Origin of the sequence: Haloplanus vescus, from assembly GCF_900107665.1 — an archaeon.
Classification (GTDB): domain Archaea; phylum Halobacteriota; class Halobacteria; order Halobacteriales; family Haloferacaceae; genus Haloplanus; species Haloplanus vescus.
The window spans coordinates 896,382-922,659 of record NZ_FNQT01000001.1; the positions used below are offsets into that span (position 1 = coordinate 896,382).

The 26,278-nt window shown below is 69.1% G+C and carries 29 protein-coding genes; 21 read left to right on the plus strand and 8 right to left on the minus strand.

Annotated elements, in window-relative coordinates:
* Nucleotides 1-14 precede the first annotated feature (14 nt).
* Nucleotides 15-329, plus strand: coding sequence for a hypothetical protein (locus BLU18_RS04770; protein ID WP_092632280.1), 315 nt, complete (start codon nucleotides 15-17; stop codon nucleotides 327-329).
* A gap of 1 nt (nucleotide 330) precedes the next feature.
* Here BLU18_RS04770 and BLU18_RS04775 read toward each other — a convergent pair whose 3' ends face one another.
* Together BLU18_RS04775 and BLU18_RS04780 are read right to left on the minus strand one after the other, a co-directional pair.
* Nucleotides 331-1,077: a DUF2797 domain-containing protein gene (locus BLU18_RS04775; protein WP_092632284.1), complete on the minus strand. Its 747-nt coding sequence runs from the start codon at nucleotides 1,075-1,077 to the stop codon at nucleotides 331-333.
* 35 nt (nucleotides 1,078-1,112) lie between these two features.
* On the minus strand, nucleotides 1,113-2,042 hold the full coding sequence (locus BLU18_RS04780) for an NAD-dependent epimerase/dehydratase family protein (RefSeq protein WP_092632286.1): 930 nt from the start codon (nucleotides 2,040-2,042) through the stop codon (nucleotides 1,113-1,115).
* 85 nt (nucleotides 2,043-2,127) lie between these two features.
* Between BLU18_RS04780 and BLU18_RS04785 the strand changes: the two genes are divergently transcribed.
* From BLU18_RS04785 to BLU18_RS04795, 3 genes are read left to right on the plus strand one after another with little or no spacing between them, the layout of a single operon-like run.
* Nucleotides 2,128-2,667 carry a tRNA (cytidine(56)-2'-O)-methyltransferase gene (locus BLU18_RS04785; protein WP_092632289.1) on the plus strand — a complete coding sequence of 180 codons (540 nt, stop codon included), beginning with the start codon at nucleotides 2,128-2,130 and terminating at the stop codon, nucleotides 2,665-2,667.
* A gap of 54 nt (nucleotides 2,668-2,721) precedes the next feature.
* Nucleotides 2,722-3,894 carry an SPFH domain-containing protein gene (locus BLU18_RS04790; RefSeq protein ID WP_245697880.1) on the plus strand — a complete coding sequence of 391 codons (1,173 nt, stop codon included), beginning with the start codon at nucleotides 2,722-2,724 and terminating at the stop codon, nucleotides 3,892-3,894.
* 53 nt (nucleotides 3,895-3,947) lie between these two features.
* Nucleotides 3,948-4,577: a winged helix-turn-helix transcriptional regulator gene (locus BLU18_RS04795; protein WP_092632292.1), complete on the plus strand. Its 630-nt coding sequence runs from the start codon at nucleotides 3,948-3,950 to the stop codon at nucleotides 4,575-4,577.
* Here the strand turns inward: BLU18_RS04795 and BLU18_RS04800 are convergent.
* Nucleotides 4,565-4,810, minus strand: coding sequence for a DUF7123 family protein (locus tag BLU18_RS04800; protein WP_092632295.1), 246 nt, complete (start codon nucleotides 4,808-4,810; stop codon nucleotides 4,565-4,567). The two genes, BLU18_RS04795 and BLU18_RS04800, sit on opposite strands and share 13 nt — an antisense overlap.
* Nucleotides 4,811-5,022: 212 nt before the next feature.
* Here BLU18_RS04800 and BLU18_RS04805 point away from each other — a divergent pair, with 212 nt between their 5' ends.
* On the plus strand, nucleotides 5,023-6,375 hold the full coding sequence (locus BLU18_RS04805) for an alkaline phosphatase family protein (protein ID WP_092632298.1): 1,353 nt from the start codon (nucleotides 5,023-5,025) through the stop codon (nucleotides 6,373-6,375).
* A gap of 19 nt (nucleotides 6,376-6,394) precedes the next feature.
* Here the strand turns inward: BLU18_RS04805 and BLU18_RS04810 are convergent, their stop codons facing one another.
* Nucleotides 6,395-7,468, minus strand: a complete 1,074-nt coding sequence (locus BLU18_RS04810) for a tubulin/FtsZ family protein (RefSeq protein WP_092632301.1) — start codon at nucleotides 7,466-7,468, stop codon at nucleotides 6,395-6,397.
* 87 nt (nucleotides 7,469-7,555) lie between these two features.
* On the opposite strand from BLU18_RS04810, the gene BLU18_RS04815 reads away from it, so the two are divergent.
* The 13 genes from BLU18_RS04815 to BLU18_RS04875 all read left to right on the plus strand — a co-directional run bounded on the left by BLU18_RS04815 (nucleotide 7,556) and on the right by BLU18_RS04875 (nucleotide 21,799).
* Entirely contained in the window at nucleotides 7,556-8,173 is a 618-nt protein-coding gene (locus BLU18_RS04815) for a DUF7310 family coiled-coil domain-containing protein (protein ID WP_092632304.1), read from the plus strand.
* The gene (locus BLU18_RS04820) at nucleotides 8,170-8,604 is read left to right on the plus strand and encodes a DUF7311 family protein (protein WP_092632307.1); all 435 of its coding nucleotides are present in this window, start codon (nucleotides 8,170-8,172) and stop codon (nucleotides 8,602-8,604) included. Before BLU18_RS04815 ends, BLU18_RS04820 begins: the two co-directional genes overlap by 4 nt.
* A 31-nt stretch (nucleotides 8,605-8,635) precedes the next feature.
* Entirely contained in the window at nucleotides 8,636-10,534 is a 1,899-nt protein-coding gene (locus BLU18_RS04825) for a type II/IV secretion system ATPase subunit (protein WP_092632310.1), read from the plus strand.
* Nucleotides 10,531-12,243: a hypothetical protein gene (locus tag BLU18_RS04830; protein ID WP_092632313.1), complete on the plus strand. Its 1,713-nt coding sequence runs from the start codon at nucleotides 10,531-10,533 to the stop codon at nucleotides 12,241-12,243. The genes BLU18_RS04825 and BLU18_RS04830 overlap by 4 nt, the downstream gene beginning before the upstream one ends.
* Nucleotides 12,244-12,281: 38 nt before the next feature.
* The gene (locus BLU18_RS04835) at nucleotides 12,282-12,749 is read left to right on the plus strand and encodes a DUF7283 family protein (protein ID WP_092632316.1); all 468 of its coding nucleotides are present in this window, start codon (nucleotides 12,282-12,284) and stop codon (nucleotides 12,747-12,749) included.
* Nucleotides 12,730-13,128 carry a DUF7285 family protein gene (locus tag BLU18_RS04840; RefSeq protein WP_092632319.1) on the plus strand — a complete coding sequence of 133 codons (399 nt, stop codon included), beginning with the start codon at nucleotides 12,730-12,732 and terminating at the stop codon, nucleotides 13,126-13,128. The genes BLU18_RS04835 and BLU18_RS04840 overlap by 20 nt, the downstream gene beginning before the upstream one ends.
* Nucleotides 13,119-13,982: a DUF7284 family protein gene (locus tag BLU18_RS04845; protein WP_092632322.1), complete on the plus strand. Its 864-nt coding sequence runs from the start codon at nucleotides 13,119-13,121 to the stop codon at nucleotides 13,980-13,982. Before BLU18_RS04840 ends, BLU18_RS04845 begins: the two co-directional genes overlap by 10 nt.
* Nucleotides 13,973-17,017 (plus strand): DUF7286 family protein, encoded by a 3,045-nt coding sequence (locus BLU18_RS04850; RefSeq protein WP_092632324.1) that lies wholly within the window; start codon nucleotides 13,973-13,975, stop codon nucleotides 17,015-17,017. The genes BLU18_RS04845 and BLU18_RS04850 overlap by 10 nt, the downstream gene beginning before the upstream one ends.
* 31 nt (nucleotides 17,018-17,048) lie before the next feature.
* A complete protein-coding gene (locus tag BLU18_RS04855) occupies nucleotides 17,049-17,474 on the plus strand; it encodes a DUF5791 family protein (RefSeq protein ID WP_092632327.1) in 426 nt (141 codons plus the stop codon).
* Entirely contained in the window at nucleotides 17,474-18,340 is an 867-nt protein-coding gene (locus tag BLU18_RS04860; RefSeq protein ID WP_092632330.1) for an SDR family oxidoreductase, read from the plus strand. The genes BLU18_RS04855 and BLU18_RS04860 overlap by 1 nt, the downstream gene beginning before the upstream one ends.
* Before the next feature lie 66 nt (nucleotides 18,341-18,406).
* Complete coding sequence (locus tag BLU18_RS04865) at nucleotides 18,407-19,564, plus strand: DHH family phosphoesterase (RefSeq protein WP_092632333.1); 1,158 nt, start codon at nucleotides 18,407-18,409, stop codon at nucleotides 19,562-19,564.
* 49 nt (nucleotides 19,565-19,613) lie between these two features.
* Nucleotides 19,614-20,639, plus strand: coding sequence for a DUF7972 family membrane protein (locus BLU18_RS04870; protein ID WP_092632336.1), 1,026 nt, complete (start codon nucleotides 19,614-19,616; stop codon nucleotides 20,637-20,639).
* 71 nt (nucleotides 20,640-20,710) lie between these two features.
* A complete protein-coding gene (locus tag BLU18_RS04875; RefSeq protein ID WP_092632339.1) occupies nucleotides 20,711-21,799 on the plus strand; it encodes an aldo/keto reductase in 1,089 nt (362 codons plus the stop codon).
* Nucleotide 21,800: 1 nt separating this feature from the next.
* Here the strand turns inward: BLU18_RS04875 and BLU18_RS14755 are convergent, their stop codons facing one another.
* A complete protein-coding gene (locus BLU18_RS14755; protein WP_176791177.1) occupies nucleotides 21,801-21,971 on the minus strand; it encodes an HVO_0758 family zinc finger protein in 171 nt (56 codons plus the stop codon).
* Nucleotides 21,972-22,064: 93 nt separating this feature from the next.
* Here BLU18_RS14755 and BLU18_RS04880 point away from each other — a divergent pair, with 93 nt between their 5' ends.
* Genes BLU18_RS04880 through BLU18_RS04890 form a run of 3 tightly spaced genes read left to right on the plus strand, consistent with a single transcriptional unit; the run spans nucleotide 22,065 to nucleotide 24,282 of the window.
* A complete protein-coding gene (locus tag BLU18_RS04880; protein WP_092632342.1) occupies nucleotides 22,065-23,159 on the plus strand; it encodes a glycosyltransferase family protein in 1,095 nt (364 codons plus the stop codon).
* A 2-nt stretch (nucleotides 23,160-23,161) separates the two neighbouring features.
* Complete coding sequence (locus BLU18_RS04885) at nucleotides 23,162-23,638, plus strand: DUF7109 family protein (RefSeq protein ID WP_092633622.1); 477 nt, start codon at nucleotides 23,162-23,164, stop codon at nucleotides 23,636-23,638.
* A 38-nt stretch (nucleotides 23,639-23,676) separates the two neighbouring features.
* The gene (locus tag BLU18_RS04890) at nucleotides 23,677-24,282 is read left to right on the plus strand and encodes an NUDIX hydrolase (protein ID WP_092632346.1); all 606 of its coding nucleotides are present in this window, start codon (nucleotides 23,677-23,679) and stop codon (nucleotides 24,280-24,282) included.
* A gap of 21 nt (nucleotides 24,283-24,303) precedes the next feature.
* Here BLU18_RS04890 and BLU18_RS04895 read toward each other — a convergent pair whose 3' ends face one another.
* From BLU18_RS04895 to BLU18_RS04900, 3 genes are read right to left on the minus strand one after another with little or no spacing between them, the layout of a single operon-like run.
* Complete coding sequence (locus BLU18_RS04895) at nucleotides 24,304-24,729, minus strand: Hsp20/alpha crystallin family protein (protein ID WP_092632349.1); 426 nt, start codon at nucleotides 24,727-24,729, stop codon at nucleotides 24,304-24,306.
* Nucleotides 24,726-24,884: a DUF7559 family protein gene (locus BLU18_RS14760; protein WP_176791178.1), complete on the minus strand. Its 159-nt coding sequence runs from the start codon at nucleotides 24,882-24,884 to the stop codon at nucleotides 24,726-24,728. The genes BLU18_RS04895 and BLU18_RS14760 overlap by 4 nt, the downstream gene beginning before the upstream one ends.
* A 47-nt stretch (nucleotides 24,885-24,931) precedes the next feature.
* On the minus strand, nucleotides 24,932-26,263 hold the full coding sequence (locus BLU18_RS04900) for a cytochrome P450 (RefSeq protein WP_092632352.1): 1,332 nt from the start codon (nucleotides 26,261-26,263) through the stop codon (nucleotides 24,932-24,934).
* Nucleotides 26,264-26,278: the final 15 nt, after the last annotated feature.

The window sequence follows — 26,278 nt, forward strand, 5'->3', positions numbered from 1 at the left end:
CGGTGAGGCGTGGTATGGCCACACGCAACGATAGCGACGGCGGAGCATGCCTCCCACCCGCCGTCCCCCTCGACCTCTCCTGTCTGAGCCGGCTGAGTTGGAAACTCGGCTCTCGGGTGGTCGACGACGACGAAGCGACCCGCCTCGGGCGCTGGACGCACGTCGAGTCGACGCGGTCGCTCGCCGTCTTTCGCGTGACGGGCGAGACGGTCGTGGTGCGCGTCCGAACCCCGACCGGCCGCGAGCGGTTCTACGGCGCCGCGTTGATGGACATCGGCGACGCCCTCCCGCGACTCGACGACGCGCCGTCGTGGGAGCGGATTGGATGAGTCATCCGAACGCACCCAGACTGGACTGGAGCCGTCGGTCGGTTTCGCCCTCGCGCACCTCGTAGCCGACGAGGTCACGCATATCGACGGCGTAGGTGCTGCCGGCGTGGTCGAGAACGAGCAAGCGCCCCTTCGTCCCGCGAACCGTCCCCGTCGCCAGCGTCTCCGCCACCGGGCGTTCCGAGAGGTCCAGCCCGTAGTCGAACGCGAACGTCTCTATCGGGTCGAAGTCGTCACTGAGGGCCTGCCACGCCGCCTCGTCGACCGACTGGCCGAGGCCGGCCCGTTTCGTCGGGACGCGAACCCGGTCGGGAATTTCCGCCGCCAGTTCCGCCTCGATTTCGCGGGCGATGCGTCCATTTTCCACCGTGCGGATGTGCGCGCCGCGGTCCGCCCCCTGCTCGCGGAGACGCGTCTCCAGTCGCCACGCCTTCGTGACGCCGACCTTGAACGTGTCCGGTGCGAAGGCGGCGAGGTAGATGGCGTGGTCGTCGAAACAGTCCATCTCGTCTTTGAGGCAGGTGCCCGTACACCGCGCACAGACCCACGTCGAGGTGTGTTGGGGGCAGTGGGGGGCGGCGTCGGCGTCGCAAGCGTGGTGGCCGTCGTCGGCGACGACGCCCGCGCAGTGCCGGTCACCGAGACGGTAGGAGAGCGTCGCCCCGGGGTCGAGCGAGACGAAGTCAACGCCGGCGTCGTCGCTCACGACGAGGCGGCCGTCGCTCGCGTCGTAGCCGACGATTTGCACGCCCGGAGCCTAGCGAGCGACGAGTAAAGGGGTGTCTATGCGAGTTCGTCGAGGAGTTGGCGGGCCGCCCGGCGGACGGCGTCGTCGCTCGACTCCGGCGGCTCCCACCCGAGCGCCGAGAGCTTCTCGATGGAGAGGCGCATCTTCGGCACGTCGCCCGTCCACCCGCGGTCACCGCCCGTGTACTCGTAGTCTGGGTCGATTCCCATCTCCTCGCTCACGATGTCGGCGATGCGGTTGACGGAGGTGGTCGTCCGCGACCCGAGGTTGTACGTGTTGAGGGGAGCGTCGGCGTGGGTGACGACGTGACAGATGGCGTCGACGCAGTCCTCGACGTGGAGATACGACTTCTCCTGTCGGCCGTCGCCGAGGATGGTGAGCGTCTCGGGGTCGTCGAGCAGTTTCTCGATGAAGTCGGGGATGACGTTCCCGCGCTGGTGGGGGCCGACGATGTTGGCAAAGCGGAACGTCCACGCCTGCAGGTCGTAGGAGTGGGCATACGTCGAGACGAGACCCTCGTCGGCGAGTTTGCTCGCGCCGTACTCGCTGATGGGTTCGAGAGGCGCGTAGTCCTCCGGCGTGGGGCGGGGCGCCTCGCCGTAGACCGTCGAAGAGGAGGTGAAGACGAAGCCGTCGACACCCACCTCGTCGGCGCGTTCGAGGAGGGTATAGGTCATCTCGGTGTTCTCCTCGAACAGCTGCCGGGGGTCGGCGTAGTTCGTGTCGGTGTAGGCCGCGAGGTGGAAGACGATGTCCACGTCCTCGGTGACGACGTCGGCCACGTCGTCGGGGTCGGTCACGTCGGCGACGACGAGGCGGGCGTCGTCCGGGAGACGGTCCGCGTCGCCTTTCGACAGGTCGTCGGCGACGATAACCTCGTTGTCGGGGGCGAGACGGGCGGCGAGGTGGGAGCCGATGAGGCCCGCGCCGCCGGTTATCACGACCGTTTGGTCGGTGAGGTCCATAGCGACGCATGCCCCGGCCGGCGCAAGTGCCTTCCGATACGGCGGATTCGAAAGCCGTTACCACCTCCGCGCCCATCGCTCTGCCATGCAAGACTCACCGGAGGTCGTCGTGTTGCGACTGGGGCATCGCCCCGGCCGCGACGACCGGATGACCACGCACGTCGCTCTGACGGCGCGGGCCCTCGGCGCCGACCGGGCGGTCCTCGTCGGCGAGACGACACAGGCCGCGGAGACGGTCGAAGACATCACCGACCGCTTCGGCGGGCCGTTCGAGGTGACGGTGACCGACTCCTACCGCCCGACACTCGAAGACTGGGAGGGGCCCGTCGTCCACCTCACGATGTACGGCGAACCCGTCGAGGAGGTCACGCCGGAGATTCGAGCGGACCACGTCGAGGCGCCGGTCCTAGTCGTCGTCGGCGCGGGGAAAGTGGACTTCGAGGTGTACGACCGCGCCGACTGGAACGTGGGCGTGACGAACCAACCCCACTCCGAGGTGGCGGCGCTGGCGGTGTTTCTGGACCGCCTGTTCGAGGGCGAGGAACTCGACCGCGAGTGGGAGAACGCGGACCGCCGAGTCGTCCCGAAGGCGACGGGCAAACGCGTCGAAGAAGTCGACGACTAGGGCGAAATCGCAATCCGGGCGAACGCTTTTGATGGCCAGCGCCTAATGCCCACCATGGCCCCCGTTATCTTACAACTCGGTCTGGGTGTCGGGTCGCTGGTGGTCGGCATCCTCGTACTGATTCTCGCCATCGTGACCGTCTACCAGATGGTCGAAATCGTCAACGCATACGAGAAGAAGGCGCTGACGGTGTTCGGTGAGTACCGCCGCCTGCTCGAACCGGGCATCACGTTCATCCCCCCGTTCGTCTCCCGGACGTACGCCTTCGACATGCGGACACAGACCCTCGACGTGCCGCGACAGGAGGCAATCACGCGCGACAACTCGCCGGTGACGGCCGACGCCGTCGTCTATATCAAGGTGATGGACGCCCGGAAGGCGTTCCTCGAGGTGGACAACTACAAGATGGCCGTCTCGAACCTCGCCCAGACCACGCTCCGCGCCGTGCTGGGCGACATGGAACTCGACGACACGCTGAACAAGCGCCAAGAGATCAACGCGCGCATCCGGAAGGAACTCGACGAACCCACCGACGAGTGGGGCGTCCGCGTCGAGTCCGTCGAGGTCCGTGAGGTCAACCCCTCGAAGGACGTCCAGCAGGCGATGGAGCAACAGACCTCCGCGGAGCGTCGCCGGCGGGCGATGATTCTCGAAGCGCAGGGTGAGCGACGGAGCGCCGTCGAGACGGCACAGGGTGAGAAGCAGTCGAACATCATCCGCGCGCAGGGTGAAAAGCAGAGCCAGATTCTCGAAGCGCAGGGTGACGCCATCTCGACGGTTCTCCGCGCGAAGTCGGCGGAGTCGATGGGTGAACGCGCGGTCATCGACAAGGGGATGGAGACGCTCGAACGCATGGGACAGGGCGAGTCGACGACGTTCGTCCTCCCGCAGGAACTCACGTCACTGGTCGGTCGCTACGGCAAGCAGTTGAGCGGAAGCGACGTCCAAGAGATGGACGGACTGGACTCGCTGGAGTTCGACGACGAGACGCGAGAACTGATCGGTCTCGACGACATCGAGGAGATTCTCGGACAGATCGACGAAGCAGCCGAGATGGACATCGAAGAGCTCGAACAGGAGGCCGAAGCCATCAAGTCCGGGTCGGGGACGAGCATCAAGAGCGCGGACGAAGTGATGCAAGACGCCCAAGAACCACCGGAGATGGATGGAGAAGGTCCTGCAGAGACGCCCGACGGCGAGACGGACCCCGAGACGGAACCGGAGTAAGCGAACGGTCGGCGACACCCTTTTGCCGGCCCGACGCAACCGTGTAGGTGTCTATGCCGGATGGGGACCGGGAACGGGGGGTCGACGCCGAGAAACGAGCGACGCTACGGCGCTTCGCTGCACTCGGAGCCGCTGCGCCGTTCGCTGGATTGAGCACGGGCGACGCACGGGCGGCGACCGACGGGAGCGACGCCCGCGACGCCATCCTCGGCTACGTGAACACGACGCCCGGCGCTCACTTCTCGAAGCTCCGCGACGACCTGAAACTCGGGACGGGAGAGACCCAACACCACCTCCGGCGACTCCTCGACGACGACATTCTCGTCTCCCGACGCGACGGCGACTACCGTCGCTTCTTCGTCGCCGACCGCTTCTCGACGTTCGAACAGGTCGCGCTCGGCTACCTCCGGCGCGAGACGCCGCGAGGGATGATACTGGCGCTTCTGCGCCACCCGACTGCGTCGGGGAGCGACGTCGCTCGGGCGCTCGACGTGTCGCGAGCGACGGTGAGCACGTACGCCTCACAGCTGGAGGAGGCCGGACTGCTGGACCGGACGGACGGCTACGAAATCGCTCGCCCCGAGACGGTCATCACGCTGCTGGTGCGATACGCGGACTCCTTCGACGACGAGACGCGGGACTTCGCCGCCGACGCCGACACCCTCCTGCGTTACGAACCCTGAACGTCGACTTTCCACGTCGTCCCCGAGGAGTAGCCCCACTTCTCCACGTCGACGTCGAACTCGCCGGTCCGAATAGCGGTCATATTTGCACCTACCTCTTTGGCGGTCATCCCGAGTTCCTGGGCGATGAGTCGCGATTTGAAATACGTCTTCGTCGGCGCCTCTTCGCGCAGGTAGCCGAGGATGCGTCGCTGTTTCTCGTTCAGGTCGCTTCCCGCGGCAGTCGTGCTCATGGCACTACCGATGGCCGAGACGATAATAGGGGGTTTGGTACGCGCGGTTAACACGCTCCAGTCTGTCGATTATCGCGCTTCGGTGGTGGCTGACGGGGGTGCCAACCGGACCACGAGGTACGGTTCCCTAACAGTTGGCGGCCGCGTCGTCGCTCGCGTCCGTATCCGTCGGGAAACGAAGATACTTATTTGTGACATAGGTATACGGTGATATGGGCCTGTTCGATCGATTGCGCGGCGAGGACCATCCGCGCGTCGCGTTTATCGGCATCGACGGGGTGCCGTTCAGTCTTCTCGAGAATCATCCCGAAGAATTTCCGAATTTCGCGGCACTCGCCGACGAGGGCAGCGCTGGCGCTATCGACAGCATCGTCCCGCCGGAATCGAGCGCCTGTTGGCCGTCGCTGACGACGGGCGTCAATCCTGGCGAAACCGGGGTCTACGGCTTCCAGGACCGCGAAGTCGGCTCCTACGACACGTACGTCCCGATGGGGCAGGACGTGCAGGCGCCGCGTCTCTGGGACCGGGTCGACGAGGCCGACCGAGACGCGACGGTGATGAACGTCCCCGTCACGTTCCCGCCGCAGCGAAACGTCTCCCGCATGGTCTCCGGGTTCCTCTCGCCCGGCGTCGACAAGGCGGCCACCCCGGACGAGCTCCGGGACTACCTCCAGTCCATCGACTACGCCATCGACGTGAACGCTAAGCTCGGGCACAAAGACGACAAGAGCGACTTCATCGAGGACGCACACGAGACGCTCGATACGCGCTTCGAGGCCTTCTCGAAGTACCTCCAGCAGGACGACTGGGACCTGTTTTTCGGCGTCTTCATGACGACCGACCGCGTCAACCACTTCCTGTTCGAGGACTACGAGCGCGACGGTCCGAACAAGGAGGCGTTCATGGAGTTCTACCGCGCCGTCGACGACTACATCGGCCAGATTCGGGACCTCCTCGCGGACGACGTGACGCTCGTCGTCGCCAGCGACCACGGGTTCACCACGCTCGACCACGAGGTCCACTGCAACGCGTGGCTCGAACAGGAGGGCTGGCTCTCCTACGAGGACGACGACCACGAGGACCTGACCGACATCGCCGAGGAGTCGCGCGCATACTCGCTCATCCCCGGTCGCTTCTATATCAATCTCGAAGGCCGCGAGCCGCGTGGATCCGTCCCCCAGGAGGAGTACGAGGCGACCCGCGACGAACTGAAGGTGGCCCTCGAAGCGCTCGAAGGCCCGAACGGCGAGAAGGTGTGTGAACGCGTCGTCGAGAAGGAGGACGCCTTCCGCGGCGACCACGACGACATCGCGCCCGACCTGGTCGCCATCCCGAACCACGGGTTCGACCTCAAGTCCGGCTTCAGGGGCCACGACGAAGTGTTCGGCATCGGCCCGCGCAACGGGATGCACAGCTTCGACAACGCGACGCTGTTCGTCGACGACCCCAACGTCTCGATTACGGACGCGGACCTGTTCGACATCGCGCCGACCATCCTCGACCTGATGGACGTCGACTACGGCCGCACCGACTTCGACGGCGGCAGCCTCGTCACGTCGAAGTAACGCCGTTCGGCCGTCGGCCTCAGAGCAACCCGTCGATTCGGTCGTCGACGAGCGACGATTCGTCGTCGTCATCTTCTTTCTCTCGCGCCGCCTCTCTGGCTCGCTCGAGGAAGTCGTCGAGGCGGTCGGAGTCGGCGACGCCGCCGAGCAACACGAGCGACGCGAGGCGGTCCTGTCGAAGCGGGAAGTCACCGCCGCGAACCTCCATCGTCTCCAACTCCGTCTCCAGCCACGAGCGCGCTTTCTCGACACCCTTCCGGGAGATGGCGTCTGGGCGGCCGGCGACGACGAGGAGTCCGCGCTCCGCCCGCGTCGTGTCCGGGAGGCTCAACCCCGAGCGCACCGCTCGGCGGGTCGTGCTCGTGACGACGTTGACGTTGGCGGCGGTGTCTGAGGAGGCGTCGGCGGCGGCGAACCCGAGCGTCGCCACCCCGACACCGCGGAGGGTGTTGATGACTTCGGAGCTGTCGACCACGGATTCGCCGACGCCGTCGACGGCCTCGCCCGACGCGACGAGGAGGCCGACGCGTCGGGCGATGCGCTCGTTGATGGCCTCGTAGCCGGATTCGAGGCTCTCGCCTGACGACCGCCACGCGTCGTTGTCTATCAGGAGCGTCGCGTCGGCCTCGCGGATGAGCGTCTTCAGCGAGCGCCCGGCGTTCACCTGATACAGTGACCCTTCGTCGCGGCCGGGGAGGATACCCAAGCCGTAGACGGGGATGTCGTAGATTCGCTGGAGTTCTTCGACGAGGACGGGCGCGCCGCCGCTCCCGGTGCCGCCGCCGAGGCCGGCGACGACGAAGATGGCCTCGGCTTCGGCCGTCGTTCGGCCGTCGATGGCGCCGAGTACCTCTTGGATGTCGTCGCGCATCACCTCGGCGCCGAGTTCGTTGTCGCCGCCGACGCCGTGACCGTTCACCGTCGCGCCGCCGATGAGGACGGTGTCGAGTGGGAGGGACTGGAGATCGGACCGTGCGCTGTTTATCGCGAGCGACCCGGTGACCGCGTCGAAGCCGTGCCGCGCGTCGAAGTCGGACAGCGCGGCGGTCACCTTGCCGCCGGCCTGTCCGACACCAATCAGGACGGACTTCATACGTCTGACGTGTGTCGTGCGTCCCCTTCAACGCACCGCCGCCACGACGCCGAACCTTTAGGTACGATAGCGGGACCACCGGCCGGTATGGTCGAGGATACACTGGCAGACCGCGTCGCCGCACTCGAACGCGCAGTCACCGACGGACACGCCGACGACGGCCTGCCCGACGCCGCCCGAACCTCGGCTCGTCTCGACGAAGTCGAAGAACGGGCGTCGGCGCTCGACGACCGAGTTTCCGAACTGGAAGCGACAGTCCAAGCACTTCGCGGCTTCGCGGGCGGCGTCCGCGCCGTCGACGAAGCGGTCGAGCGCCGGGCGAACGACGCCGTCGCCCGGGCCGAGCGCCTCGAAACCGAACTGCGAGCGGTCGAGGAGCGACTTGACCGCGCCGAGCAGAGCAGCACGCTAGACGCCACTCACGAGGGCAATACCAGTCCCGCCACCGAGTCAGGAGGGTTCGAATCCCCGGACTCGACGGCGACAGACGAAGACCGAACGACGGCGATGGACCAGCGCGCCACGGAGACGAACCCGCGTGCGACGACGGTCGGCCCACAGGACGCGACCGACGGGTTACAGGAACGAGTCCGAACCGAAACCGATGCGACGCTCGCGGCGACAGCCGCGGCGGCCGACCAGCCGACTGAGGACGACGACTCCGAAGCGGCGTCGCTGGGCGAGCGACTCCGGCGACTCCTGTGATTCGCGTCGTCCTCGCGGTGCTCCTGACGGTCGCTCTCTTGGCGGCAGTCACGCCCGCCATCGACGAGAGCCGAACGTCGCGGACGGCTATCCATCTCAACCGCGTGACGGAGCGAGTGGCGCGAGCGGCGAACTCCCTCGTCGCCCACGAAGACCCGACTGCGCCGGGCGTGCCCGGTGCGCGCCGCCTCGTCCGACTTCGGCTCCTCGAACGGTCGTGGACCGCCGTCGACGCGAGCCTGTGGGTCGACGGCGAGGACGACCAGATCGGCTACCGTCTCGCGGGCGAGCGACCCCATCGGACGACGCTTCGGGAAATTGACCTCCGAACACCCAACGGGCCGATTCGGTTCGACGCTGCGGGTCGCTACCGGCTCGAACTCTCGCTCGTGCGCGCTGACGGGGTCGGCGTCGTTGTCACTCGGGGCTGAGGTTCAAGAGCGATAGCGCGGCACCCGCCGTATGCGACTGCTCGATAGACTACGCGAGCGGCGGAACGACGGACCGCTGGAGTCGTCGTGTGACTGCGACCCCTCGTTTCGCGACGCGGGTGGGTCGGACGGAACGCTCGTCGTCGACGCCAACGACTGCGGAGGCGACGGTGACCTCGCGACCAATCCCGACTGCCGAGCGACGGTCGTCGGCACGCTCGCAGAACGCGAGGCCGACGCCGTCCACGTCGAACGGTCGGGGCGCGAACGCGTCTACGACGACGATGCGGTCGGACTGCTGGTCGCCGCCGGACGCTTCGCGGCGCGCGTGGCCGTCCACGACGAGCGACTCGCCGAGCGAGCTCGCCGCGACCCGTTGGGCGCCGCTCGCGAGGCGACCGGTCGCGCCGGACCGGTCGAGCGACTGGCGGCGACGACGGGGCTGGCCGCAGGGGCAGGTCGCGTCGACGGCTACGCGGACGCCCTCGGGGCGACGGTTGGGCCGACGGTGGCGAACGCGCGACTCGTCGAGCGGCCGCCCGCGGGCGCGACGTTGGTCGATACGTGGAATATCGACACCGGCGCGACGGTGCGGCGATACCGGACGGAGCGAGGCGACCAGTACGCTCTCAACCCGCTCGGTTGGCGGCTGGACGACGAGGCGCTACGCGCGCTCTCGGCCGCGTACGCTCGCCTCTCGGAGAGCGACGGCGCGAACGACGGCCGAGCGCTCACCCGCGCTGTCGGAGCCGTCGATATCGACGCTGCGTCCGCCGCGGCGGTCGAACGCGTCCTGCGGAAGCACACGGCGGGCCACGGCGTCCTCGACGACCTCTTCGCCGACCCAAAGGTGGCCGAAGTGACCGTCACCGCGCCGGTGAGCGACGGCCCAGTTCGGGTGGCCATCGACGGCGAGCGCGTGCCGACGAACGTCCACCTGACGCCAGAGGGCGTGGCCGCGCTCGCGGCGCGGTTCCGGCGCGAGAGCGGCCGCGGGTTCTCGCGAGCGGCGCCGACGCTGGACGCGACGACGACGGGACCGTTCGGCGAACGCGTCCGCGTCGCCGGCGTCACAGACCCCGCCAGCACCGGCACGGGGTTCGTCTTCCGGTGTCACGGGACGTCGGCGTGGACCTTGCCAGCGCTCGTTGCCAACGGCACGCTCTCGGTCGAAGCGGCGGCGCTCTGCTCGCTCGCCGTCGAGCGCGCCGCGGCGGGGCTCATCGCCGGACCGCGTGGCGCAGGCAAGACGACGTTTCTCTCCGCGCTCCTCTGGGAGCTCCCGCCGGCGACGCGGACCGTCGTCGTCGAAGACACGCCGGAACTCCCGGTGTCGACGCTCCGGGACGCCGACCGCGACGTGCAGGCGATTCGGACCGAGGCCGACGACGGGCCGGAACTCTCGGCGACGGACGCGCTGCGAACGGCGCTCCGACTGGGCGACGGTGCTCTCGTCGTCGGCGAGGTGCGCGGCGAGGAGGCAGCGACGCTCTACGAGGCGATGCGCGTCGGCGCGGCGTCGAGCGCCGTCCTCGGGACGATTCACGGCGACGGCGCCGACGCAGTGGTCGAACGCGTCGTCACCGACCTCGGCGTGCCGGCATCGTCGTTCGCCGCGACGGACCTCCTCGTGACGCTCGCCGGCGACGAGCGTCGGCGCGTGGCGAGCATCGAGGAGGTCCGCACCACCGAGGACGGCGTCACGTTCGAGACGCTGTTCGAACTCGGCGACGACGGGATAGCCACGACTGGCGTCGTCCGGCGCGGGAACAGTCACCTCGTGGCGTCGCTCGCCGGCCCGACGGAGTCGTACGCGGACGTACTGGAGGCACTCGACGAGCGAGAATCGACGCTGGAGCGTCTCGTCACCGCCAACCGAACGGCACCCGGAGAGGTGGACGCGGCCCACCGTCAGCGGGTGGACGAATGAGTGACGATTGGATGGCTCGGGTGGCCTCGTGGTGGCCGTGGCGTGTCGACCCGGACCCGAACCTCGACCGAGCGCTCACGTATCTCGACGCGGGCGTCGACGGCGAGACGCTGGTTCGAGCGGCGTATGTCGTCGCGACGGCCGTGTTCGTCCTCGGCGTCGCAGTCGGGACGGTGCTCGCAACCGAAACGACAGTTCGGGTGGGCATCGGCGTGGGTGCAGGTATCGGTGCGGTCGGTCTCGCAGTCCCAGTCGCCGCGCGCCACGGCCCGCCGTTTCTGGCGACGATGGCGCGGACGCGGGCGCTGGGGGCGGCGGCGTCGCTCATCGGCCGGGCCGCGCTTCGGCTTCGAATCGACCCGACGGTCGAGCGTGCCGCGGCGTTCGCCGCCGATTCGGGGACTGGCGCGCTCGCTGCGAGTCTCGAGGCACACGTTACCCGCGCGGCCGGAACGCCACGGAGTGGGTTCGAGCGGTTCGCACGGGAATGGCAGGAGGACTTCCCGGCGCTGGAGCGGTCGGTCGCCCGACTCGGCGCCGCCGCGTCCGCGCCGCCTGCGGAGCGGGAGCGACAGCTGGACCGCGCCGTCGAGGCGTCGCTCGATGGCGTCCGGGACGAACTGGCGTCGTTCACGAGCGACATCAGGGGCGCCGTGACCGGGCTGTACGCGTTCGGCGTCCTCCTCCCGCTCGCGCTGGTCGGCGTGCTCCCCGCCGCCCGAGCGACGGGAGTCAGGCTCTCAATCCCCGTTCTCACGGTCCTATACGACGGTCTGCTCCCCGTCGGAGTGACGGTGGCGGGAGCGTGGCTGCTGGCTCGTCGCCCCGTCGCCTTCCCGCCGCCGCGAATCACGCGCGACCACCCCGACGTACCGAGTAGTCGGGTGGTCCCCGTCGCTGGCGGCGCAGTCGCGGCCGTCGGCAGCGGGGGCGTCGCCCTCCACGCCCTCGACCCGTGGACGGCGCCTATCGCTGCGGTCGGACTCGGATGCGGAGTCGCACTCGTCCTCGACGCTCGCGAAGCAAAGCAGGTGGCCGAGCACGTCGAAGCGGTCGAAGCCGAGTTACACGATGCCTGCTATCTCGTGGGGCGTCGGGTCGCCGCGGGCGACGCCGTCGAAACGGCACTCACCGACGCCGCCGAACGGGTTCCCGGTGCGACCGGGACGCTCTTCGACGAGGTCGCCCGCCGCCAACGACGACTCGGCGTGCCGGTCGGCGAGGCGTGCGCGGACGCAGTCGAGACGGTCCCGAGCCAGCGACTGCGAGAGGTGGCGTCGCTGTTCGACCTTGCAGCAGTCGAGGGGCAGCCGGCCGGTGACGCGTTGGTGTCGACCGCCGAGCACATCGAGGAGCTCGGCCGGGTCGAGCGTGCGGCGCGGCGCGACCTCTCGCGACTGACCGATACCCTCTCGAACACGGCGGCGGTCTTCGGGCCGGTCGTGGGGGGAACGACCGTCGCGCTGTCCGCCCGGGTCGCCCGAGAGGGGACGGCGGCGCAGTTCGGCGCCAGCGCGCTCCCGACGGCCCACCTCGGCCTCGTCGTCGGCGCGTACGTCCTCTGGCTAGCCGTCGCGCTCACCGTCCTCTCGGTCGGGTTGACGCGCGGCCTCGACCGGACGCTCGTCGGGCACCGCGTCGGCGTCGCGCTGTCGCTCGCCACGCTCTGTTACCTCGCGGCGTACGTCGGCGCGGGACTCTTCCTCTGACCCCGACTTCAAGTAGGGTGACGGGGCCACGCCGGCCCATGCTCGGACCTCCAGTCGACGCGTGGCACGTCTGGCTCGGCCTGTCGCTCGCGGGCGTCGTCCTCGTGGGCGTCGGCGCGACGCTGCCGACGGCGCCGCCGCCCGCCGCAGCGTCGGCCGCCGACACGGTCGACCGACTAGCGGCGACGGAGCGGTCGGCCACAGCCGAACACCCGCTGGACGCGACGGCGATTCGAATCGGAGCGAGCCGCATCGGCCTGCGAAACGATGCCGGAACGACGCACGCGGCGTTCGCGTTCGGCCCCGTGACACCAGCGACGGGGTCGCAGGCGCTCCGTGCCGTCCTCCGGGGCGCACCGCCGGAGTCGCGGTTCGAAACGGGCGACGCACTCTGCGAGGCCAGCGCCGAGGCCCGCGCGCAGACGCCGCGCTGGCGTCCCGCCGAGGGCCCGCTAATCGTCCGCCACGTCGTCTGGGAGGAGTGTGATGTCACACTCGTCGGCTAGGGGACAGGTCGAGCCGACCGCCGCGCTCGTCGTCCTCCTCGCGGTGTGTAGCGCCGTGTCGACGTACGCGGTCGCACTCGACGGCGCAGGGATGGCAGAACGTCGGAATCTCGCGTCGCCGACGCTCGACCGCGTGACCGACCGACTCGTCACGGGTGGGGTCGCGCACACGGAGCGACTGGACCGCGCGCAGGACGCGGGACCGAGCGGCTATCGCTGTCGGGTCACGATTGCGGCGGCGGGCGAGCGCTGGAGCGCGGGACCGACGCCGCCCAGTCGGCGGAGAGAGGTGGTCGACACGGCGGTCCGTCGGCTCGGCGTTCGGTTGGCTCCGGGACGGGTCCGTCCGGGTCGCGTCCGGGTGGTGGTGTGGACGTGACGAGTACCGTCCTCGACGGCGTGCTCTGTCTCCTCCTCGTTAGCGCCGCGGTGGTGACCGTCACGACGGCGACGCCGCGTGCGCCAGCGGGCGAGGGGAACGCACCCGCCACGGCTTCGACGCTCGCGACGACGACGGCGTCGGTGAACTACTCTCTCACGCCGAGAACGGAGACGACGAGCGTCGACGTGCCGGACGAAGCGAGCGCGTCCGAGCGCACGGCCCACGGGACGCTCGCCGGACTGCTGGCGCGAGCCGCTGTGAGTCGAACGACGGTCGGCGGCGAACGCCTGTGGCACGTGGAGGAGGGGTTCGAGCGCGCTGTCGTCCGTGCCGTCCGGGGCGCGATTCGGACCAACCACACCCAAATCACCGCGACGTGGCGTCTCCATCGCGGCTCGTCGGTGCGTGGCCGAGTTGTAATCGGCGACCCGCCGCCGCGGGGGCGCACGGTCCACGCGGCGACGCTGGAGGCGCCGAGTGGCCTGCCACCGACGCGAGCCGCTGCCGTGAACGCTGCTCGCGCACGCGGCGCGAACGGGACGGCGGCCGTCGTCGCACGAAGCGTCGTCGACGGCTGGTTCCCACCGACCCGAACCCGAATCGCTGCGGGCGAGTCCTCGGCGTCCGCGTCGCTGGTCCGTCACCGCTACCGTCGCGCCGAACAGGTGCTCGGCGTCACGCACTCGTCCACGCTCGTCGACGGCGGCGTCGACACCGCCAACGACCGACTCGCCACGGCGCTCGCTGGACGGGTCGAACAGGACCTTCGCTCTCGAAACGCATCGACGGTCGAGACGGCCGAGACGGTGCGCGTCGGTCACGTGCGAATCGTCGTGAGGACGTGGCCGTGACTCGCCTCGCCGACGACCGGCGGGCGCGGGTGCCGTTCGCGCTGGTCGGTGCGCTGTTGCTGGTCGGGGCGGCGACGTTCGGGACGGCGCTCTCGACGCAGGGGCCGTCGCGCATCGACCAAGACGTCGACGTGGCGATGGAGCGGACAACGGCCGCGACGACGACGGCGTTGCGGTCGGCAGTCGACGACGCAGCGCGCGAGGCGGCCAGCGAGCCGGTGACCGAACCCGCCGACACGGCGTACGGACGGCTCCTGAGCCACGACACGCCGTTCCGCGACTCGCTTCGTCTCCGGATCTATCTGGCCGTCGAGGAGGCGTTGGCGTCGACGCAGTACCGCCGGGGCGACGTGGTCGCCGTCGCGTCGGTGCCGGAAGCGACGACGGTGCCCGAACTCCGGGACGGGATGGCTCGAATCGACGTTCGCGGGGTCGAGAACGGGACGGCGCTTCGCGTGACCGTCCGGAACCTGACGGTGACCGCTCGGGAGTCAGGACGGGTCGTCGCCCAAGAGCAGCGCACCCGGACGGTGACGGTATCGACGCCAGTGCTCGCACTACACGACCGGGCGACGACGTTCGAGACGCGCCTGAATCGCGGCCCGCTCGACGGTCCGGGGCTGGGACGGCGACTGACCGCGCGTCTCTACCCCGTCGCGTGGACGCGAGGCTGGGGGCAGTACTACGGCGCGCCCATCGCCAACGTCGTCGCGAACCGACACGTCGAGACGTCGACGAACGGTGCGGTCCTCGAAACGCAGCGGGCCGTCTTCGGACGGAGCGACCCCGCAGGGAAACGGGCGACCCAGCGTGCGTTCGTCGAACTCGGTGTTCGAGACTTCACGGCGGCGACGTCTGCAGACAGCGCGTGGGCGGACCGAGTGCTCGCGCGCCCGAATCTGAACCGGAACGCCACGGTCGGGATACCGCGTCGACACGAATCGAACGCCTCACCCGACCGGAACGTTTCGGTCGGCGTCGACCCGCTGGCCACACACGCCGCGGCGGGGATGCGAACCGAAGCGCTCCGGTCGAACCGCTCGCTCAAAGCGGTCTTGCGGGCCGCCTATCGGGTCGAAACGGAGCTTCGAACGGCGCGACGCCAGACACACGACGAGCCACGGCCCGACCCCGAAGAACCGGGCGAGGAGTGGTCGCTCACCGACGTGAGCGAATCGGCGACGGCGACGGTCGAATCCGGAACTGGCTCGACACCAGCGGTCTACGACGACGAGCACCGACTCGACGGGTTCGTCCGCGAAGTCACGCTCGAACGCCGAGTGACGTGGCAGTGGAGCCACGAGAACGACACGACGACCACGTCCGCCGAGTGGACGGACCGCTACCGAATCGGCGTCACAGTCGTCGGACGATACGCCCCGAACGGCACGGCGCCGGACCGGCCGACGAGTCCCCAATTCGAACGCGGTGGGCCGCTCGACGGCCCGAACCTCGCGGACGTGGCCGGGAAAGCCGAACGCGTGCTCGTCGAGCGTCGAGGCGGACGGGACGCGGTAGCGACGGCGGCGGCGACGGGTGAGTTGAATGCGAGCGGTCGTGTCGTCTACGGTGACCGACCATCGTCGCTTCGACCGTGGACGAACGCGGACCTCGCCACCCTCGCCGAGCGACTCGACGCAGAGAACGTCTCGGTCGAAGCGGGAGCCCTCGCGACGTACTCGGCGAACCCGCCGAAACGACTCGCTGCGGCCCTTCGCGAGCGTCGGTCGGAACTCATCGACGCCCCGGACCGCTACCGCGGGGCCGCCGATAGGGCGCGCGTCGGTGCGCGAGTGGCGCTGATAGACGCGACGATACGCAGGTTGGAGCGGCGTGCAGCGAGACATAACGCGACGCGACAGCGATTCGACGCGGTGCTCGAAGCGACCGGCGTCGGGTCGGTAGCGACGCTACAGAAAATCCTCGAACGGCGTGAGACGCCGATGCCGCGGGGGCGGGCGACGATTGCCGGGTCACCGCCGGGCGGCGCCGTCGGCATCGTGCCGCGTGGCTCGCCCTCCTACCTCACCGTGGCGTCGGTGAGTCACGACCGAGCGACGGGCGTCCCGCCATCCCGCTCGTATCACCCGCTCTCCGCGAAGAACGTCAACCTGTTCGCGACGCCGTACGGCGACGCCGCGGACGCGGTGGCGGGAGATGCGTCCAACCGCTCGTCCGGCGTTCGGTTACGGTCGGGGGCGCAGGCCCTGCTCGCGTCGGGGTCGAACGAGTCACGTCGCCAGCTCCGAGAATCCGTGGCCGACGGCGTCGGCGTGATTCGGTCGCGTGCGCGGCGAGCCGTCGCGAACGAGACGCGACTCACCCGGTCCGAGGCGCAGGCGGCGGTCGCAGAGGGAATGGGAGAGTGGGACCGCCCCGCACGCCGGGCGCTGGCGGCGAGCAACGGATCGCTGGCCGAATCCATCGCCGTCGCCGCCGACGAACGGGCACCGGGGAATGAACCCGGACGCGTCGACCGACTGGAAACGCGTCTCGACGCGACGTTCGCGGCGGCGCGGCGGTCGTCGGCCACGACGGTCGACGAGGAGCGAGTCGACGAGACGCTGCGTCGCGTCCAGCAACGACTCGTGACGCGGGCGGCGGAGCGAGGGAGCGCTCGCGTCCGCGAGCGAGTGAACGAGACGCTGGAGGTCACGCCCGCTGGCCTGCCAGTCGCGCCGGTTCCGGGCTACTGGTACGCGACGGTGAACGTCTGGACCGTCGAGGTCAAGGGCGCGTACGCTCGCTTCACGCTCCAGACGGACCGCGGAGCGCCGGGGGCGACACCCGAGACGGCGATTCGGTACGTCCGCGACGGCTCCGCGGTCCGGGTCGACGTGGACGGCGACGGGACGGCCGAACACCTCGGCCGTGACGAGCGCGTCGAGTTCCGGACCGAAACGGTCGTCACGGTAGCCGTACCTCCGTCTCGGAGCGGCGTTGGCGACGTGGACGGAAACGCCGACGAACGTTCGGGGACGTGGCCCCAGCCCGGATGCACGTCGTGGTCGGCGGCGTGTAGCGACACAGAGTGACACTTTTGTCGGCGGGGCGTTGAACCGGCGTATGCTCTACGACGCCGCGGACGAACCGGCGACGCTGACGCCGGCCGAACTCCACGAGGCATACGAGGCAGAATTACGAGCCGCAATCGAGGGACTGGACGCCGACGCTGTCGCTTCGGAGACGGGGGTGTCGGCGGAGACGATTCGAGCCCTCGCCGCCGGCGAGTCGCCGTCGCTCACCCTGTCGGAGGCAGCCGCGATTCTCGCGGTGGACGGTCCGGACGCCGACGCCATCGTCCAAGAGGTACGCGACCACCTGCTGATGGGGATGACGACCGGCGTCCTCGACGTCGACACCATCGCCTCGAACGTCGACCTCGACCTCTCTGGACAGGAAGTCCAGCAGGCAATCGAGGGGCGAACGCGGATGACGCTCGCCGAACTCGCTGCCATCCACAACTACGTCGCGGGGCGGAACGCCCACTGATTACCGTGCAGGTCGCCATTCTCGGCTGTGGCTACGTGGGCATCGAACTCGGGCGCCAGTTGACCGACGCCGGCCACGACGTGGTCGGCGTCCGCCGGTCCGACGCGGGCCTCGAAGCCATCGAAGACGCGGGATTCGACGCCGTCCGCGCCGACGTGACCGACGCGGCGTCGCTCGACGCCGTCCCGGATGTCGATTGGGTCGTCTACGCCGCCAGCGCGGGTGGTCGCGGGCCGGAGGCGGCGCGCGCGGCGTACGTCGAGGGGTTGCGGACCGCCGTGGAGACGTTCAGCGAGCGGCCGTCGCCGCCGGACCGCCTCGTCTACACGTCGAGCACGGGCGTCTACGGCGACCACGACGGTGCGTGGGTTGACGAAGCGACGACGCTGGAGCCAGCGACCGAGCGCCAGCGCGTCCTCGTGGAGGCCGAAGAGATAGCGCTCGACGGCCCGATAGACGGTACCGTCGTGCGGTTCGGTGGCCTCTACGGTCCGGACCGCTACCGCCTGGACTACTATCTCGACGGCCCGGTGACGGAGGGGTATCTCAACTCGATTCACCGCGACGATGCCGCCGGCGTCGTCGCGCATCTGCTCACCACGGACCAGGGCCGCGACGACGTGGTGTTGGCCGTCGACGACGAACCCGTCTCGAAGTGGGCCTTCGCCGACTGGCTGGCCGACGAGTGCGGCGTCGACCGGCCGCCCAAGGAGACGGTCGAAGAGCGTGGCGACGACGCGAGTCGGCGGGTGCGAGCGAGCAAGCGATGCATCAACGACCGCTTGCACGCGGTCGGATACGACCTCCAGTATCCGACGGTCTGGGCGGGGTATCGCTCCGCAATCCACGCGTTCCGGTCGGCGTGAATTCCGTCGGGAGCGCGACGACGTAACAGGAGAATACTCTTCCGACTCGCCCGAGTCGGCACGAGTATGTCAGTCGCCGCCGACGATGTCGTTCGCCGTGCGGTGGCGTTCGCGCAGTCGCATCCGGAGTTGCTGGCGGCGCTCTTGGTCACGCTGGTCGTTCTGGTCGGCGGCGGCTACGTCATGCATCGGTTGTCGCGGCCGCGCGGTGTCAGGTTCGCGGCGATGCTGGCGGAGTACGACGACGTGTCGGTGCTCACGCATCCGAACCCCGACCCGGACGCGATGGCGGCAGCCATGGGCGTCGCCTCGCTGGCCGAGCAGGTGGGGACGGCCGCAACGATTCAGTTTTCGGGCCAGATTCGCCACCAAGAGAACCGGGCGTTTCGGAACGTCCTCGAAGCCGAACTGAACCCAATCGAGCGAGCGGAGGATCTGACGTCGCAGACGGTCGTACTCGTCGACCACAACGAGCCACGGGGCTTCGCCGGGTCGGAGACGGTTCGCCCCGTCGCCGTCGTCGACCACCACCCCGGCGAGGGACGCGGCGAGGCGTTCACCGACGTTCGGACCAGTTACGGCGCCTGTTCGAGCGTGATCGCGGAGTATTTCGACGACCTCGACGCGACACCGGTGCCGCCGGAGAACCACGAGAGCGAAATCGACTCGACGTACGTCGTCCCCTCACGGGTCGCGACGGGACTGTTTTTCGGGATTCTCACCGACACGAACCGACTCACCTCGGGCATCCACGCCGCCGATTTCGACGCGAGTCGGTTCCTCTCCCCCGGCGTCGACGAGAGCCTCCTCGACCGAATCGCCAACCCGCAGGTGAGCGCGGAGACGCTGGAAATCAAGGCGACCGCCATCCGCGAACGCGAGGTAGAGGGCGCCTTCGCCATCAGCAACGTGGGTGCGGTGTCGAACGTGGACGCGATTCCACAGGCGGTCGACGAACTCATCTTGCTCGAAGGCGTCACCGCGGCCATCGTCTACGGCACCCGAGACGGGATGCTCTATCTCTCGGGGCGGTCCCGCGACGACCGAGTTCACATGGGGCGGGCCATCGAATCGGCGCTGTCGGACGTGCCGAACGCGAGCGGTGGCGGCCACGCCCGAATGGGCGGGGGACAGGTCCCGATCGACGACGACGACTTCGTCTGGCCGGCCCGGAAAACGACACTGACCGACCGCCTCTGGCGGGCGCTCGAAGGCGACCTGTGACCGACTGCGCAATCACTAAGTCGCCGGATGTGGGCGACATGGACGGACGATGACGGCGACGAGTGGTCCCACCGACGGGACGCGGCGGATGCCCGTTCTCGGTCGGCTGTACCGATGGGTGCTCCTCGACGGCAATCGCGTCGCCGTCGCGGGGGCGGGGCTCGTCGGCGGGTTTCTCCTGGTCGGCGTCGTCGGCTCGGTGGTCGCCGGAGAGCCGCTGTCCGCGGCCTTGCGCGACCACAGTCGGACCACCGTCCCACTGGTTAGCGCGCTTCTCAGCGGTAACTTCCTCCTGTTTTCCATCGTCGTCTCCGTCAACTCGCTGTTCGTCACGCAGGAGGTGTCCGCGCTCGACCGAGAGTTCGGGCGCATCCAGAGCGTCGTGGAGTATCGCCGCCGACTCGAAGACATCCTGGACGTCGACCACGTCCCCGCAGAACCGGTGCAGTTCGTCCGACTGCTCTCCGCCGAGATTCTGACGCGCGCGCAATCAATCGAGGACGACCTGCACGCGACGGAGGTGGACCTGCGGGCGGATTTCGACAGCTACCTCGACTCGCTCGCGACGGAGACGGGCGAGATGAACGACCAACTGGCGCGGGCGGCGTCGAACGCCGACCTCGTCATCGCGATGATGGACTACAATCACGACCGACAAATTCACGACCTGAGACGGCTCCAGTCGAGCCACAGCGACGCCCTTCCCGAGCGAACGAACGAGGCCATCGACGACCTCCTGCAGCTCCTCCAGTACGTCGCGACCGGTCGCGCCTACTTCAAGTCGCTCTACATCCGGCAGGAGTTCGCGAACCTCTCCCGGAACCTCGTGTTCACCTCCATCGTGTCCGTGGCCACGACGGCGTCGTTCCTGCACTTTCTCGAGTCGATTCCGGCGACGAACCTGCTCGTCACGGGCGTCGAAGCCATCGCACTGGCGCCGTTCGTCCTCGTCGGTAGCTACGTCCTCCGTGTGTCGGCGGTGAGTCGCCGGACGAACGCCGCCGGCCAGTTCGTCGTCAGCGACAGCGTGACGGGCGATATCGAGGGCATCGCCCCGCCGGACCGCGACGACTGATACTGTCGGCTGTAAGTCAATAGTATGACCCGCATCGCCGATCATATGGGCCCATCGCGCGTAGCGAGCGTATGGCGACCACTCGCGGCACGTGGGCGTACCGAGACGAGTTCGGCGACGCCTTCGGGCGGACGTACTTCCGGCGATTCGGCCCCGGCGTGGTGTCGAGCGTCGGCCTCGGCACCTACCTCGGCGACCCGACCGATACCGTCGACGCCGAGTACGAACGCGCACTCGTCGCGGGGCTGGAAGGTGGCTGCAACGTCGTCGACACCGCGACCAACTACCGCTGCGGGCGAAGCGAGCGCGTGGTCGGGCGCGCACTGGAGAACGCCGACGTAGACCGGGAGGCCGTCGTCGTCGCCACCAAGGGCGGGTTCCTCCCCTTCGACGGCGAGCGACCCGACGACCCCGCGCGCTACGTCCGCGAGCGCTTCGTCGAGAACGGCCCCGTCGACCCCGCGGACCTCGTCGCCGGCTACCACTGCATCGCGCCCGACGCCATCGAAGCGTCGCTCGACCGCTCGCTGGACGCACTCGGCGTCGAAACGGTCGACTGCTACTACGTTCACAACCCGGAGACGCAGCTTCGAGAGCGGTCACGAGAGGCAGTTTACGACCAACTCGAAGCGACGTTCGAACGCCTCGAGCGCCGCGTGGCCGCGGGCGACATCGGTCGGTACGGCGTGGCGACGTGGCAGGCGTTTCGCGTCCCGCCGGAAGACGACGCCTACCTCTCGCTGCCGGCGGTGGTCGACCGCGCCCGCGCCGCCGCTGAGACGGTCGGTCGCGAGGAGACGGGGTTCGAAGTCGTGCAACTCCCCTTCAACGTCCACATGGCCGATGCGTTCAGCGTCGCAGCCCACGAGTTCGAGGGCGAGCGCCGGTCGGCACTCGCCGTCGCGGATGCACTCGACTTAGACGTCGTCACGAGCGCGAGTCTCGGACAGGGAGAGCTCGTCTCGGGACTTCCGGAGGCAGTCGACGCCGAACTGACGGGGGAGACGCCCGCCCAACGCGCCATCAACTTCGCGCGGAGCGCGCCCGCCGTCACCTGTGCGCTCGTCGGGTCACACGACCCCGCGCACGTCGCGGAAAACATCGCGGCGGGAACGTTCGACCCGATGGGAGCGCGGGCGTTCGACGCCGTCTTCGAGTGACTCAGTGCAGGTCCTTCCACTCCCGTCCGCACTCGGGACAGATGCGGAGGGTGAAAATCTCGTCGGGGTCGTCGCGCTTCTTGAGCACCTTCTCACACTCCGCGCAGGTGAGGCGCTCGTAGGTGTCCTTCTCGAGCTCGCCGTCCCGGAGCCCCTTCCGCGTCGATTTCATGCAATTGTCTTGGGCGCCCTCTTTAAAAAACGGACCGGCCAACTCGACGATGGACCCGCGGGCTTTTGGTCGCCCCGGCCACAGGGAGAGGTGATGGAGTACGTCCAGGAACGCGTGACGACGCTCCACGACCTGACCGACCCGACGCCGGCGGCACCGACCGACCGGGCCGCCGTCGTCGTTCCCATGACCGAACGAGAGTACGGCGGGCTGGCACCGGACCGCGTCCTCTCGGAACTCGAAGCGCTCGACCCGGGTCACGTCGTCGTTCCGCTCCGGGCCACCGCGGACCGCGTCGACGACTTCTACGACTGGCTCGACGGCTTCGACCTCTCGCTGTCGGTGCTCTGGTGTAACGGCCCTCGTCTCGAATCGCTCCTCGACGAGCACGGACTCGACGGGGCGGTGGGCAAGGGTCGCGACGTGTGGCTGGGCCTCGGCCAAGCGCTCGACCGGGAGTACGTCGTCGTCCACGACGCCGACACCAAGAGTTACTCCCGGGCCGACGTGTCGCGCCTGCTCTTCCCCCTCGCCCACGGTTACGACTTCGCCAAGGGGTACTACGCGCGCGTCGAGAACGACCGGCTCTACGGCCGGCTGTTCCGCCTGTTTTTCGTCCCGCTGGTACGGGCGCTGAGCGAGGGCCGCGACGACGCGGCCGTGCTTCGCTATCTGGAGGCGTTTCGCTACGCGCTCGCGGGGGAGTTCGCGGCGACGACCGACCTCGCGGCGACGTTCCGCCCACAGCGGTCGTGGGGGCTCGAAGTCGGGACGCTCGGCGACGCCTTCGACCACACCGGCTTCGATGGGAGCGCGCAGGTCGACCTCGGGACGTACGAACACGACCACCGCGCGGTGAGCGGACCGACCGGCCTCTCCGACATGAGCGAACACGTCGGCGCTGCGCTCTTTCGCGTCGTCACCGAGGGCGGCATCGACCCCGACTACGAGACGCTGCCCGACCGCTATCGGTCGGCCGCGAAGTCGCTCGTCCGCAGTTACGAACTCGATGCGAGATTCAACGGACTGGCGTACGACCGAGCGGACGAACTCGACCAAATCGAGACGTACGCGGAAGCCATCGACCCGCCGGGGACCGACCGGCGCCTGCCCGCGTGGGCGGACGCGCCGCTCTCGCCGGGCGACGTCGCCGACGCCGCCGCCGAAGACGTGGAGGCGGTGCGATGAGCATCCCGTCGTCGACGGGCGACGAACTCGCGGGCGTGGTCGACCTCTTCGGGGCGCTGACCCGCGACGAACTCGAAAGCGCGCTCGACGAACTCGCGTTCAAGCGCGGGGAGAGCGCAGACGAAGACGCCATCGAGGCCACCGTCGCGGACGCCATCGAGGCGTACTACCTCGTCGCCGTCGACGAGGATGACGAATCGCTGCTCGTTCCCGGCCCGGTTGCGTTCCCGACGCTCTCGGACGGGGCGGAGGACCTGCCACACATCATGGACGTGCCCGACCGCACGGTCGACCGCGAGACACTCGTAGAGGCCGTGGAGCGTCGCCTCCGGGCCGACGCCGCCAGCGCCGTCGACGACGGCGACACCGACCGTATCGAACACCTCCTCGACGTGAGCTACGACCTGGAGACGTGGGGCGACACCGACGCCAGCGAGATTCGGGAGCGACTGGACGACGCACTCGAGAACCGCAACTGAAAGCACCCCTGGGTGCGTAGGCCCGACCACGCCGCACCATGCGCTTAGACCTCGCCGCGCTCGGCCGCCACACGCCACGACGCATCGACGACGCGGAGCGTGAAGCGGCGGTCGTCGCCCCCGTCGTCGACCGAGACGGCGACGACGCCCTCCTCTTTACCAAGCGCGCGGACCACCTCGGCCAGCACCCGGGACAGATGAGCTTCCCCGGCGGCGGGCGCGAACCCAGCGACGCCGACCTGGAGGCGACGGCGCGTCGCGAGGCCGAGGAGGAAATCGGACTTCGCCGCGACGAAGTCGACATCGTGGGGGAACTCGACGATATTCCCACCGTCAGCGAGTACGCGGTCCGCCCGTTCGTCTCGCGCGTCCCCGACCGGACGTACGTCCCCGACGAGCGCGAAGTGGCGGAAATCGCCGTCCTCGACGCCGAGGCGCTGACCGACGACTCGAACTACGAGTCCGAGCGCCGCGACCACCCCCACTACGGCGAGGTTCGCCTCCACTTCTTTCACGTCGACGGCTACACCGTCTGGGGGGCGACCGGGCGGATGCTCGTCCAGTTGCTCGAACTGACGACCGACTGGGAGATGCCGCCGGAGGTCGACCGCGTGGTCGACCCCGACGCCGACTTCCCGACGTGACGGCCCGCGAAACCGAGAGAATTAGGCGTCGTCGCCGTCTTCGGCCGTGACTTCGACGTCGGTGCCCGTGCCGCGCTTCGGTACCTCGACGCGGAGCGTCCCGTTCTCGCTCAGCGTGGCCGACGCCTCGTCGGCGTCCACGTCGGCGTCCGGCGGGAGGCGCGCCCGGCCGTCGAGCGAGAGGCCGCGACCCGGGAAGCGCATCTCGAAGCCCTCGCGGTGGTCGCGGAAGCGGTCGAGACGCACCTGCACCTCGCCCTCGACGTAGCGCACCTGCACGTCACTCTGGGTGACGCCCGGCGCGTCGAAGACGACGAGGTAGGCGTCCTCGGATTCGAGGACGTCGTACGGGAGGGGCTTGCGCTCTTGGACCTTGCTGACGCCGCGCCCGACGCGTTCCAGCACCGCGCTCGCGGCCGACTTGCCGAACTCCTTGAACCCCGTCATAGCTCTATCTCTTCGAGGCAGTCCGTCCCCCCACAGAGCGGACAGGAGAGGTCGCTCACCGAGTGGTCGTCGGCGATGTCGTACGTGTAGTGGTTCTCGAACATGTCGAGCTCGCAGTCGTCGCTGGTACACACGAGTTCCTTCGTCGCGGGCATACGCTCGGATAGTGCCGCGACCGGCATAAGTGGCGTGGAGACGGGGGTCAGTCGGCGGGGCGTATCCGCGCCGGAACGCCGCCCACGGGCCGAAGCGTCGGCGTGATTCGCAGGTCGTCGAGGGCGTCTTCGGCCACCTCGATATCGAACTCGCGGACCAAGCGCGCGAGCGTCAGCGTCGCACCCGAGAGCGCGAAGTTGCGGCCGACACAGGCGTGCGGCCCGGTCGAGAACGGGAAGTACGCGGGCGTGTCGGTCGGTGAGCGTCGCTCCCAGCGGTCGGGGTCGAACGTCGTCGGCGCCTCGAAGTGACGCCCGGAGCGCTGAATCGACCACTGAGGCATGACGACGGCCGCTCCCTCGGGCACCCGGTAGTCGCCGAGCCGAACCGGCCGACTCGCGCGGCGAAACGTCGCCCACGCGGGCGGGTAGAGTCGCAACGCCTCACGGTAGACACGCTGGGTGTACGGCAAGGAAGACAGGTCGTCGTGGGTCGGCGAGTCGGAATTGAGGGCGGCCGCCTCGTCGCGCACCCGTTCGCGGCACTCGGGGTGCCACGACAGGAGAGCCAGCGTGTAGGTGAGGCTCAGGGCCGTGGTCTCGTGCCCGGCGATGAGGAAGGTCGCCACCTCGTCTCGAATCTGGTTCGGCGGGTAGTCGACGTCGGGGTCGTCGGCCGCACGGAGGAGCATCGTCACCAAGTTCACATCGTCGTCGCCCTCGGCCAGCAGGTCCCGCCGTCGGTCAATGATGTCCTCGCTCAGGCCGCGGATGCCCTCAGCAGCCTCGCGGAACTCGGGGGAGATACGGTCGGGGAGCCAGTCGGGTGCGACGCTGGTGAGGTCGAACTCGAACTCGGCGCCCGCAGTCTGCATCCACTCGTGGAACTGCGCGGCGCGTTCGGGCCCGATGTCCTCGCCGAGCAACACCTCGCTGGCGACTCGGACCGTCAGTTGGGTCATGGCGCGGTGGAGGTTGGTCTCGAAGGGGACGCGGTCGGCCCAATCGTCCGCCAGCCCTTCGACTCGGCGACCGACCTCGTTCGCGTAGGTCTTGACCTGCCGGCTGTCGAACGCGGGGTTCATGATGCGACGCTGCTGGCGCCAGAGTGGGCCGTCGCTCTGGACGAGGCCGTTTTCCGCGATGAGCGCCGCCGAGGCTTGGGCGGGGACGCGTCGGAAGTCGTCGGGACGCGATAGGGCGTCGTGGACGAGTTCGGGGTTCGTCACCACGACGAGGGGCGCGCGGCCGGGGATGGGGACGGCCGCGCCGTCGGGGTATCTCGCCTGCACTCCCTCGAGGAATCGGAACGTATCGGACCCGAATCGAATCGCGTTCAGCATACCGGCGTCCGGTGGCTCCGGGAGGGTTCGAGACATGTCGTCACGTGGGAC

Coding starts and splice junctions, on each gene's coding strand:
- BLU18_RS04770 (WP_092632280.1), top strand. CDS start 15: ATGGCCACACGCAACGATAGCGACGGCGGAGCATGCCTCCCACCCGCC.
- BLU18_RS04810 (WP_092632301.1), bottom strand. CDS start 7,468: ATGAAGTCCGTCCTGATTGGTGTCGGACAGGCCGGCGGCAAGGTGACC.
- BLU18_RS04895 (WP_092632349.1), bottom strand. CDS start 24,729: ATGACGGGGTTCAAGGAGTTCGGCAAGTCGGCCGCGAGCGCGGTGCTG.
- BLU18_RS14760 (WP_176791178.1), bottom strand. CDS start 24,884: ATGCCCGCGACGAAGGAACTCGTGTGTACCAGCGACGACTGCGAGCTC.
- BLU18_RS04825 (WP_092632310.1), top strand. CDS start 8,636: ATGCGACTGCTCGATAGACTACGCGAGCGGCGGAACGACGGACCGCTG.
- BLU18_RS04780 (WP_092632286.1), bottom strand. CDS start 2,042: ATGGACCTCACCGACCAAACGGTCGTGATAACCGGCGGCGCGGGCCTC.
- BLU18_RS04830 (WP_092632313.1), top strand. CDS start 10,531: ATGAGTGACGATTGGATGGCTCGGGTGGCCTCGTGGTGGCCGTGGCGT.
- BLU18_RS04870 (WP_092632336.1), top strand. CDS start 19,614: ATGACGGCGACGAGTGGTCCCACCGACGGGACGCGGCGGATGCCCGTT.
- BLU18_RS04855 (WP_092632327.1), top strand. CDS start 17,049: ATGCTCTACGACGCCGCGGACGAACCGGCGACGCTGACGCCGGCCGAA.
- BLU18_RS04785 (WP_092632289.1), top strand. CDS start 2,128: ATGCAAGACTCACCGGAGGTCGTCGTGTTGCGACTGGGGCATCGCCCC.
- BLU18_RS04880 (WP_092632342.1), top strand. CDS start 22,065: ATGGAGTACGTCCAGGAACGCGTGACGACGCTCCACGACCTGACCGAC.
- BLU18_RS14755 (WP_176791177.1), bottom strand. CDS start 21,971: ATGAAATCGACGCGGAAGGGGCTCCGGGACGGCGAGCTCGAGAAGGAC.
- BLU18_RS04865 (WP_092632333.1), top strand. CDS start 18,407: ATGTCAGTCGCCGCCGACGATGTCGTTCGCCGTGCGGTGGCGTTCGCG.
- BLU18_RS04790 (WP_245697880.1), top strand. CDS start 2,722: ATGGCCCCCGTTATCTTACAACTCGGTCTGGGTGTCGGGTCGCTGGTG.
- BLU18_RS04795 (WP_092632292.1), top strand. CDS start 3,948: ATGCCGGATGGGGACCGGGAACGGGGGGTCGACGCCGAGAAACGAGCG.
- BLU18_RS04875 (WP_092632339.1), top strand. CDS start 20,711: ATGGCGACCACTCGCGGCACGTGGGCGTACCGAGACGAGTTCGGCGAC.
- BLU18_RS04805 (WP_092632298.1), top strand. CDS start 5,023: ATGGGCCTGTTCGATCGATTGCGCGGCGAGGACCATCCGCGCGTCGCG.
- BLU18_RS04815 (WP_092632304.1), top strand. CDS start 7,556: ATGGTCGAGGATACACTGGCAGACCGCGTCGCCGCACTCGAACGCGCA.
- BLU18_RS04835 (WP_092632316.1), top strand. CDS start 12,282: ATGCTCGGACCTCCAGTCGACGCGTGGCACGTCTGGCTCGGCCTGTCG.
- BLU18_RS04800 (WP_092632295.1), bottom strand. CDS start 4,810: ATGAGCACGACTGCCGCGGGAAGCGACCTGAACGAGAAACAGCGACGC.
- BLU18_RS04900 (WP_092632352.1), bottom strand. CDS start 26,263: ATGTCTCGAACCCTCCCGGAGCCACCGGACGCCGGTATGCTGAACGCG.
- BLU18_RS04840 (WP_092632319.1), top strand. CDS start 12,730: ATGTCACACTCGTCGGCTAGGGGACAGGTCGAGCCGACCGCCGCGCTC.
- BLU18_RS04890 (WP_092632346.1), top strand. CDS start 23,677: ATGCGCTTAGACCTCGCCGCGCTCGGCCGCCACACGCCACGACGCATC.